Origin of the sequence: Microbacterium sp. ISL-103, assembly GCF_018613995.1 — a bacterium.
Classification (GTDB): Bacteria; Actinomycetota; Actinomycetes; order Actinomycetales; family Microbacteriaceae; genus Microbacterium.
The window spans coordinates 1-7,933 of sequence record NZ_JAGGPD010000043.1 but is presented as its reverse complement, the minus strand read 5'-3'; the positions used below and the strand labels follow the sequence as shown (position 1 = coordinate 7,933).

Below are 7,933 nucleotides of genomic sequence, written 5' to 3'. Positions count from 1 at the left end.
CGGCGGACATCTTCGCGATGGGCCCGGAGTACGTCCCCGCCGGCGACATCCGGCAGCTCCTCAGCGGCACTCCGCCGATCACGTCGATGCTCGCGATGCAGGGGATGCTCGATCTGATCGAGCAGGCGACGATCGATGCCGTGCGTGAGAAGTCGCTGTCGCTCACCGATCTCGCCGTGCGGGCGTTCGACGAGGTCCTCGCGCCTCTCGGCGTGCGGCTGCTGAGCACGCGCGACGCCGAGCTGCGCGGCGGACACGTGACGATCGGCCACCCCGACTTCCGAGCGGTGACCCAGCGGCTCTGGGCCGACGGGATCATCCCCGACTTCCGGTTCCCCGACGGCATCCGCCTGGGACTCTCGCCGCTCAGCACCTCGCATGTGGAGACGCTCACGGGCGTGTTCGCGGTGCGCGATGCGCTCGAGTCGCATGGTCGCTGACATCACCGCAGAGGTCGCCGAGCAGGTCACCGCGAAGGTCACCGGCCAGGGCATCGAGAGTCCCGTGCTCGACGACATCGACGCGCGCCCCGGCAGCACGGCATCGCTGCTGCGCACCCTCGTCGGCCTCTACCTGCGCCCTCTCGACGGATGGATCTCGGCCGCCGTGCTCGTGTCACTCGCCGGCGACCTCGGAATCGCCGCGGCTCCGGCGCGCACCGGCATCGCCCGGCTGAAGCAGAAGGGGCTGCTGCTCGCCGAGCGCAGGCACGCGGTCGGCTACCGGCTCAACCCCGATGCGACCACCATGCTCGAGCGAGGAGACCGCCGCATCTTCGAGATGCGCGCGATGACCGATGCCGACAGCTGGTGCCTCATCTCGTTCTCGATCCCCGAGAGCGCCCGCGCCAGTCGCCACCAGCTGCGCCGACGCCTGCATTGGATCGGGGCGGGTGTCGTGTCATCCGCGCTGTGGATCTGCCCCGGACACCTGCAGGGCGAGGTCGAGCAGATCGTCGCCGAACTCGACGCGCGCGCCTGGGTCACCCTGTTCCAGGCGAGCACGCCGTCGACGGCGATCCCGCTGCCCGACGCCGCCGCGACCTGGTGGGACCTCGAGGCGCTGCGCGCCGAGCACCTCTCGTTCCAGGCCTCACTCGAGACCCTCCCCGCCACACCGTTCGCGGCGTACGTGCGGCTGATCGACAGCTGGCGGGTGCTGCCCTACGTCGATCCGGGGCTTCCCCCGTCGATGCTGCCCGCCGACTGGCCCGGCGGGCACAGCTTCGCCGAGTTCGCGCGTCGGTCGTCGATGCTGAGGGATGCCGCGTGGCACCACGTGCGCGAGGTCACCGCGGCGGCGCCGCAGTCGTCGCCCGCACCACGAGCCGCGTCGGCAGGATGACGTTCATCTCGTCGATCTCGCCGCCTGCGAGCAGGGTGAACACCATGTCGGCCGCCACGGCGCCGAGCCTGCGCATCGGCTGCTGGATCGTGGTGAGCGGCAGCGCCCGGCGGGTGGCCTCGGGCACGTCGTCGAACCCGATCACCGACAGGTCGTCGGGCACCCGCAGGCCGAGCTCGTGGGCGACGTCGATCACGGCGATGGCCGACAGATCGTTGGCCGCGAAGATCGCCGTCGGGCGTGTGGGAGCACTCAGCATGATCCGCGCCGACTCCCTCGTCGCGTCGAGCTCGTAGCGACCGGCACCGATCAGCGACGGATCGGTCGGGATGCCGGCGTCTGAGAGCGCACGCCGATATCCGGCGTCACGCAGACCCGCCGACCGCAGATCCGGACGCCCCGCGAGGAAGCCGATGCGTCGGTGGCCGAGTTCGATCAGATGCCTGGTCGCGACGAGTGCTCCCCCGAAGCTGTCGGACTCGACGGTGGGCAGGTCGGCGCGCCCGGTGTGGGGGTCGATCGCGACGACCGGGATCTCGGTTCCCGCGCTGACGACGGTCGGCGTCACCATGATGGCCGCATCGATCAGCGTGCCCGAGAGCCGGCTCAGCGACCGCCGCTCCCAGCCGTCGCCCGCGCCGAGGTGCGACCCGCTGTAGGCGAGAAGGTCGAACGCCGTGTCGTGCACGGCCGAGCCGACGCCCTTGAGGATCTCGGCGCTGAACGGCTCGAAGTCCGCCAGCAGCACGCCGATCACGCCGGTGCGACGAGCACGCATGCTGCTCGCGACGAGGCTCGACTCGTAGCCGAGGGTCTTCACCGCGTCGAGGACGCGCTGCACCGTGGCATCCGCGATCCCGTATCGGCCGTTGACGGCCTTCGACACCGTCGACACCGAGACTCCTGCCGCTTTCGCGACATCGTGGATCGTCGTGCGTGCCCCCATGAGACGCCAGCGTAGCCGCCCGAGGAATGCGATGGAAACTGTTTTCGAAAACGTTTGACGACCACCCGCGTCGGCTGGAGACTCATGCCACTGCGGTCTCACCTGAGCGTCCGCAGGCGCCCCGCAGTGACGCGGCGCGCAACTCGATGAGGAGAACGATCACATGAACAGCAGAAGGCTCCCCCTCGCCTCCGCAGTCTCGGTGCTGGCTGTCGGCGCGCTTGCGCTCTCGGGCTGCACCGCGGACTCGTCCGGCTCCGGCGACGGCGGCGACACCAGCATGACCCTGTGGCACAACTCGGCGACAGGACCCGGAGTGGAGTTCTGGGAACAGACCGTGGCCGATTTCGAGAAGGACAATCCCGGCGTCACGATCGAGATCCAGTCGATCCAGAACGAAGACCTCGACGGCAAGCTGCAGACCGCCCTCAACTCGGGAGACGCCCCCGACATCTTCCTGCAGCGCGGCGGCGGGAAGATGGCCGCGATGGTCAAGGCCGGCCAGCTGAAGGACCTCACCGATGCGATCTCGGGCCCGGCCGCCGACGAGATCCCTGATGCGTCCTACTCGGCGAACAGCCTCGACGGCCAGATCTACGCCATGCCCGTGGCCGTGCTCCCCGGCGGCCTCTTCTACAGCCAGGACCTGTTCGATCAGGCCGGGATCACCGAGAACCCGACCACGCTCGACGAGCTCGAGGATGCCACCGAAGCACTGAAGGCGGAAGGCATCGATCCGATCGCACTCGGCGCCAAGGACGCGTGGCCTGCCGCGCACTGGTACTACTGGCTGGCTCTGCGTGAGTGCAGCTCGGACACGCTCGCCGCCGCGGCGGACGAGATGGACTTCAGCGACGAGTGCTGGGTGCGCGCCGGCGAGGATCTGCAGACGTTCGCCGACACCGAGCCCTTCAACTCGGGCTTCCTCACGACCCCCGCACAGCAGGGCGCAGGCAGCTCAGCCGGCCTCATCGCCAACCACCAGGCCGCGATGGAGCTCATGGGCGCATGGAACCCCGGAGTCATCGGCTCGCTCACCCCTGACCAGAAGCCGCTGGCAGACCTCAACTGGTTCCCGTTCCCCGAGGTCGACGGCGGAGACGGCGAACCCGGCTCGATGATGGGCGGCGTCGACGGCTACTCGTGCTCGGTCGATGCACCCGACGCCTGCGTCGACTTCCTGAACTACATCGGCACCTCCGACGTGCAGACGGCGTACTACAAGGCGTTCAACGCGCCGCCCGTCAACACGGTCGCCCAGGAGGCCGTCACCGAGCCCTACCTGCAGACCATCCTCGAGGCCTACAACGCGGCTCCGTACGCGACGCAGTGGCTCGACACGGTCTACGGCCAGAACGTGGGCAATGCGCTGAACGTCGCCGTGGTCGACCTGCTCGCCGGCAACAGCAGCGCAGAAGACCTCGTCAAGGCTGTGCAGGATGCCGCAGCGAAAGCGTGACACGCGTGCCCGGCTGGAAGTGATCCTTCTGGCCGGGCCCGCCCTGCTCGTCTTCCTCGCCTTCGTGATCTTCCCGGTCCTGATGGCGGCGTACTATGGGTTCTTCAGCTGGCAGGGCTACGGCCCGCCCACCGACTTCGTCGGCCTGAAGAACTACCTCACGATCCTCCAGGATCCGCTGTTCCACGATGCGCTCGCGCACAACGGCTTCATCCTGGTGTTCTCCCTCGTGCTCCAGGGTCCGATCGCGATCGTGCTCGCGCTCCTGCTCAACCGCAAGATGCGCGGCCAGTCGCTCATCCGCGTGCTGATCTTCGTGCCGTACGTGATCTCCGAGGTCGTCGTGGGCACCGGGTGGAGCCTGATGCTGCAGACCAACGGCGCGATCAACGCGATGCTGACGAACATGGGCCTCGGGTTCCTCGCCACCGACTGGCTGTCGGACCCCGGCATCGCGATCTGGACGCTGATGGCCATCATCACGTGGAAGTACATCGGCTTCGCGGTCATCCTGTTCCTGGCCGGACTCCAGGGCATCCCCGAGGAGCTGCACGAGGCGGCGGCGATCGACGGCGCCTCCTACTGGCAGATCCAGTGGCGCATCACCCTGCCCCTGCTCGCACCGACCCTGCGCATCTGGGCGTTCCTGTCGATCATCGGCTCGCTGCAGCTGTTCGACCTCGTCTACATCATCTGGGGGCAGTACATCGCGTCCACCGCAGGCACCTCGACCATGGCGACGTACATGGTCTCGGAGGGGCGCAACGCCGGTAACTACGGCTACGGCAACGCGGTCGCGGTCGTCCTCTTCCTCATCTCGCTCGTGGTCGCCCTGATCTATCAGCGTGCGGTGCTGCGCAAGGACACCGACGGCGCGCTCACGGGCGCCTCCGGCCGCAGGCGCGGCTCCCGATCGCGTGCAGCGCAGGACGCCGTCCCGCAGGATGCCGGCGCAGACGCCGTCGCGGACGCAGACGCCACCACACAGAAGGAGTATGTCCGATGACCGCCACCTCGGTGCTCGTCACCCAGCGCCCCGCACGTCGGGGCCGCGCGGGACACCACGCCAAGCCCCGACTGCCGTGGGCGCATCCGACCGTGTACTTCGTCGCACTGATAGCCGTCGGGCTGATGCTCGCCCCCATCGCGTACATCATCACCGGCGGATTCCGCACGAACGCGCAGATCACGACCGATCCGTCGGGGTTCCCGGCACCGTGGGTGGTGTCGAACTATCTCGACGTCCTCACCGGTGACGTGTTCTGGCGACTCGTGGGCAACTCGACGATCGTCGCCCTCGCGACCACCGTCGGCACCGTCGCCCTCGCGCTGATGGCGGCATACGTTCTCGCGCGGTACCGGTTCGCGGGCCGCGGCGTGCTCTACGCCTTCTTCGCCGCCGGCCTGATGTTCCCGCTGACCGTTGCGATCACGCCGCTGTACATCGTCGTGCGCAGCCTCGGCCTGATGAACTCGCTCGGCGGGGTCATCCTGCCGCAGATCGCCTTCGCCCTGCCGACGACCATCATCATCCTCGTGCCGTTCCTCCGGGCGATCCCCGACGAGATCGAAGAGGCCGCGTTCATCGACGGATGCAGTCGCATCGGGTTCTTCTGGAGGATGGTGCTGCCCCTCTCTCTGCCGGGAGTGATCACGACCGGCATCCTGGCCTTCATCGGCAGCTGGAACGGCTACCTGCTGCCGCTTTTCATCCTCAACGACGCCTCGGCGTTCACGCTGCCGCTCGGCGTGCAGTCGTTCGCCTCGCAGTACTCCGTCGACACGGCGAAAGTGCTCGCCTTCACCTCGCTGTCGATGATCCCGGCGCTGATCTTCTTCAGCCTGTTCGAGCGGCGGATCGTGGGAGGGCTGACCGGTGCTGTCAAGGGCTGATCCGGTCGTGCAGTCGACCACGAAAGACGAGATCGAGAAAGAGAACATGATGTCGCAGTCCCCCGGCTCAGCCGGTCAGTCCTCCCGCGTCGAGGCGCTCCTCGCCCGGATGACGCTCGAGGAGAAGCAGGCGCAGCTCGTCGGATTCTGGGTCGATCAGGGCGACGAGGTCGTCGCTCCGATGTCAGGCGAGAAGCAGAGCTCGACGCGCTACGAGGACGCATCCGAGCACGGGATCGGCCACCTCACCCGCGTGTACGGGACCCGTCCGGTCGACCCGGTGGAGCGCGCCGAGTGGTTGTGGGCCGAGCAGCGCCGCCTCAAGGACCAGACGCGGCTGGGCATCCCGGCGATCGTGCACGAGGAGTGCCTCACCGGTCTCGCCGGCTGGAAGGCCGCGACCTTCCCCACCCCGCTCGCCTGGGGCGCCGCGTTCGACCCCGATCTCGTCGAGGAGGTCGGCCGCGCGGTCGGCTCGTCGATGCGGTCGCTGGGGATCCACCAGGGCCTCGCTCCGGTGCTCGACGTGATCCGCGACCCGCGGTGGGGCCGGGTCGACGAGTGCATCGCCGAAGACCCTCTGGTCGTCGGCAGGGTCGGCACCGCCTACGTCCGAGGCCTGCAGTCCGAAGGCGTGCATGCGACACTCAAGCACTTCATCGGATACTCCGCCTCGAGGGCCGGCCGCAATCACGCGCCCGTGAGCGCCGGGCTGCGCGAGATCGAGGACGTGCTGCTCCCGCCGTTCGAGATGGCGATCCACGAGGGCGGTGCGCGCAGCGTCATGAACTCCTACGTCGACATCGACGGCGTGCCGGTGACCGCGGACGCGCGCTACCTGACCGGCATCCTGCGCGATCGCTGGGGATTCGACGGCGTGGTCGTGTCGGACTATTTCGCGGTCGACTTCCTGCGCAGCATGCACCGAGTGGCCGCTGATTCCGCCGATGCCGCCAGACTCGCGCTGACCGCGGGGATCGATGTCGAGCTGCCGTCCCCCGACGCGTACGTCACGCTCGCCGGGCAGGTGCGCGACGGGCGACTCCCGCTCGAGATCCTCGACAGGGCCGTCGGCCGGGTGCTCGCGCAGAAAGAGGAGCTCGGTCTGCTGGATGCCGACTTCGACACTCCCCCGACGGCGATCGATCTCGATCCGGCCGAGCATCGTGCTCTCGCGCGACGCCTCGCCGAGGAGTCGATCGTGCTGCTGAGCAACGACGGCACCCTGCCCCTCGCACCCTCGACCACCGCGAGGATCGCGCTGATCGGTCCGAACGCCGACAGCGCCGAGGCGCTGATGGGCTGCTACTCGTTCGTCAACCACGTGCTCGCGCACCACCCCGGCACCCCCGCAGGCATCGCCCTGCCGACGGTCGTCGAGGCGGTGCGCGACGAGTTCCGGCATGCCGAGATCACCTCGGCGATCGGATGCGACGTCGAGGGCGACGACCGCTCGGGCATCCCGGCGGCCGTGGACGCCGCGACCGATGCCGACCTCGCGATCGTCGTCGTCGGCGACCGCGCCGGCCTCTTCGGCCGCGGCACGGTCGGCGAGGGCAACGACGTCGAGGATCTCGAGCTGCCCGGTCTGCAACGCGAGCTCGTCGAGGCGGTCGTCGCGACAGGCACTCCGGTGATCCTGATCGCGATGACCGGGCGCCCGTACGTACTCGACTGGGCGCTGCCGGCACGGGCGACCGCAGCCGGGACGATGACCGGGCTCGGCGCGGTGAACTCGGCGGATGCCGCGGACGCCGCCGGCTCCCCGACCGCGTCGTCGGGCCGCCTGCCGGTGGCGGTGCTGCAGACCTTCTTCCCCGGCGAGGAGGGCGGCCCCGCACTCGCGCGGATGCTGAGCGGTCGCGTCACTCCGTCCGGCCGACTGCCGGTGTCGCTGCCGCGCTCGGCGGGAGCGCAGCCGTACTCGTACCTGCATCCCGTGCTCGGCGGGCTCACCGATGTCACGAGCGCCGACTCGACGCCCGTGCGGCCCTTCGGCTTCGGGCTCAGCTACACGACCTTCGCGCGCGCCGACCTCACCGCCCCCGCCGCAGTCGGTCACGGCGAGACCTTCCGGGCGACGGTGCGGGTGCGCAACACCGGAGACGTCGCGGCGACGGACGTCGTGCAGCTCTACGCCCACGACGAGGTCGCGAGCGTGACCCGCCCGGTCGCCCAGCTCGTGGACTTCCGACGGGTCGCGCTCGCTCCCGGTTCCGAGGAGACCGTCGAGTTCGACGTGCCCGTCGACCGGCTGGCCTTCCCCGGGCTCGACGGCGTCAAGCGGGTCG

Annotated in this window: 6 protein-coding genes and 1 pseudogene; 6 read left to right on the top strand and 1 reads right to left on the bottom strand. The window is 69.2% G+C overall.

What is annotated here, in order from left to right; genetic code table 11:
* Both J7E68_RS02105 and J7E68_RS02100 read left to right on the top strand, forming a co-directional pair.
* Positions 1-440, top strand: a pseudogene (locus J7E68_RS02105) (kynureninase); the annotation flags it as partial.
* Positions 430-1,344: a PaaX family transcriptional regulator C-terminal domain-containing protein gene (locus tag J7E68_RS02100; protein WP_215169426.1), complete on the top strand. Its 915-nt coding sequence runs from the start codon at positions 430-432 to the stop codon at positions 1,342-1,344. The pseudogene J7E68_RS02105 and the gene J7E68_RS02100, both read left to right, overlap by 11 nt.
* On the opposite strand, the gene J7E68_RS02095 is transcribed toward J7E68_RS02100, so the two are convergent.
* Positions 1,289-2,290 carry a LacI family DNA-binding transcriptional regulator gene (locus J7E68_RS02095; protein WP_215169424.1) on the bottom strand — a complete coding sequence of 334 codons (1,002 nt, stop codon included), beginning with the start codon at positions 2,288-2,290 and terminating at the stop codon, positions 1,289-1,291. The genes J7E68_RS02100 and J7E68_RS02095 overlap by 56 nt on opposite strands.
* Before the next feature lie 163 nt (positions 2,291-2,453).
* Between J7E68_RS02095 and J7E68_RS02090 the strand changes: the two genes are divergently transcribed.
* From J7E68_RS02090 to J7E68_RS02075, 4 genes are all read left to right on the top strand, one after another.
* Positions 2,454-3,749, top strand: a complete 1,296-nt coding sequence (locus J7E68_RS02090; RefSeq protein WP_215169422.1) for an ABC transporter substrate-binding protein — start codon at positions 2,454-2,456, stop codon at positions 3,747-3,749.
* Positions 3,730-4,755 carry a carbohydrate ABC transporter permease gene (locus J7E68_RS02085; protein ID WP_251048536.1) on the top strand — a complete coding sequence of 342 codons (1,026 nt, stop codon included), beginning with the start codon at positions 3,730-3,732 and terminating at the stop codon, positions 4,753-4,755. Before J7E68_RS02090 ends, J7E68_RS02085 begins: the two co-directional genes overlap by 20 nt.
* Positions 4,752-5,642, top strand: coding sequence for a carbohydrate ABC transporter permease (locus tag J7E68_RS02080; protein ID WP_215169420.1), 891 nt, complete (start codon positions 4,752-4,754; stop codon positions 5,640-5,642). The genes J7E68_RS02085 and J7E68_RS02080 overlap by 4 nt, the downstream gene beginning before the upstream one ends.
* Before the next feature lie 46 nt (positions 5,643-5,688).
* Positions 5,689-7,933 (top strand): beta-glucosidase (locus J7E68_RS02075; protein ID WP_396652479.1); only part of this gene is annotated, 2,245 nt, incomplete at its 3' end.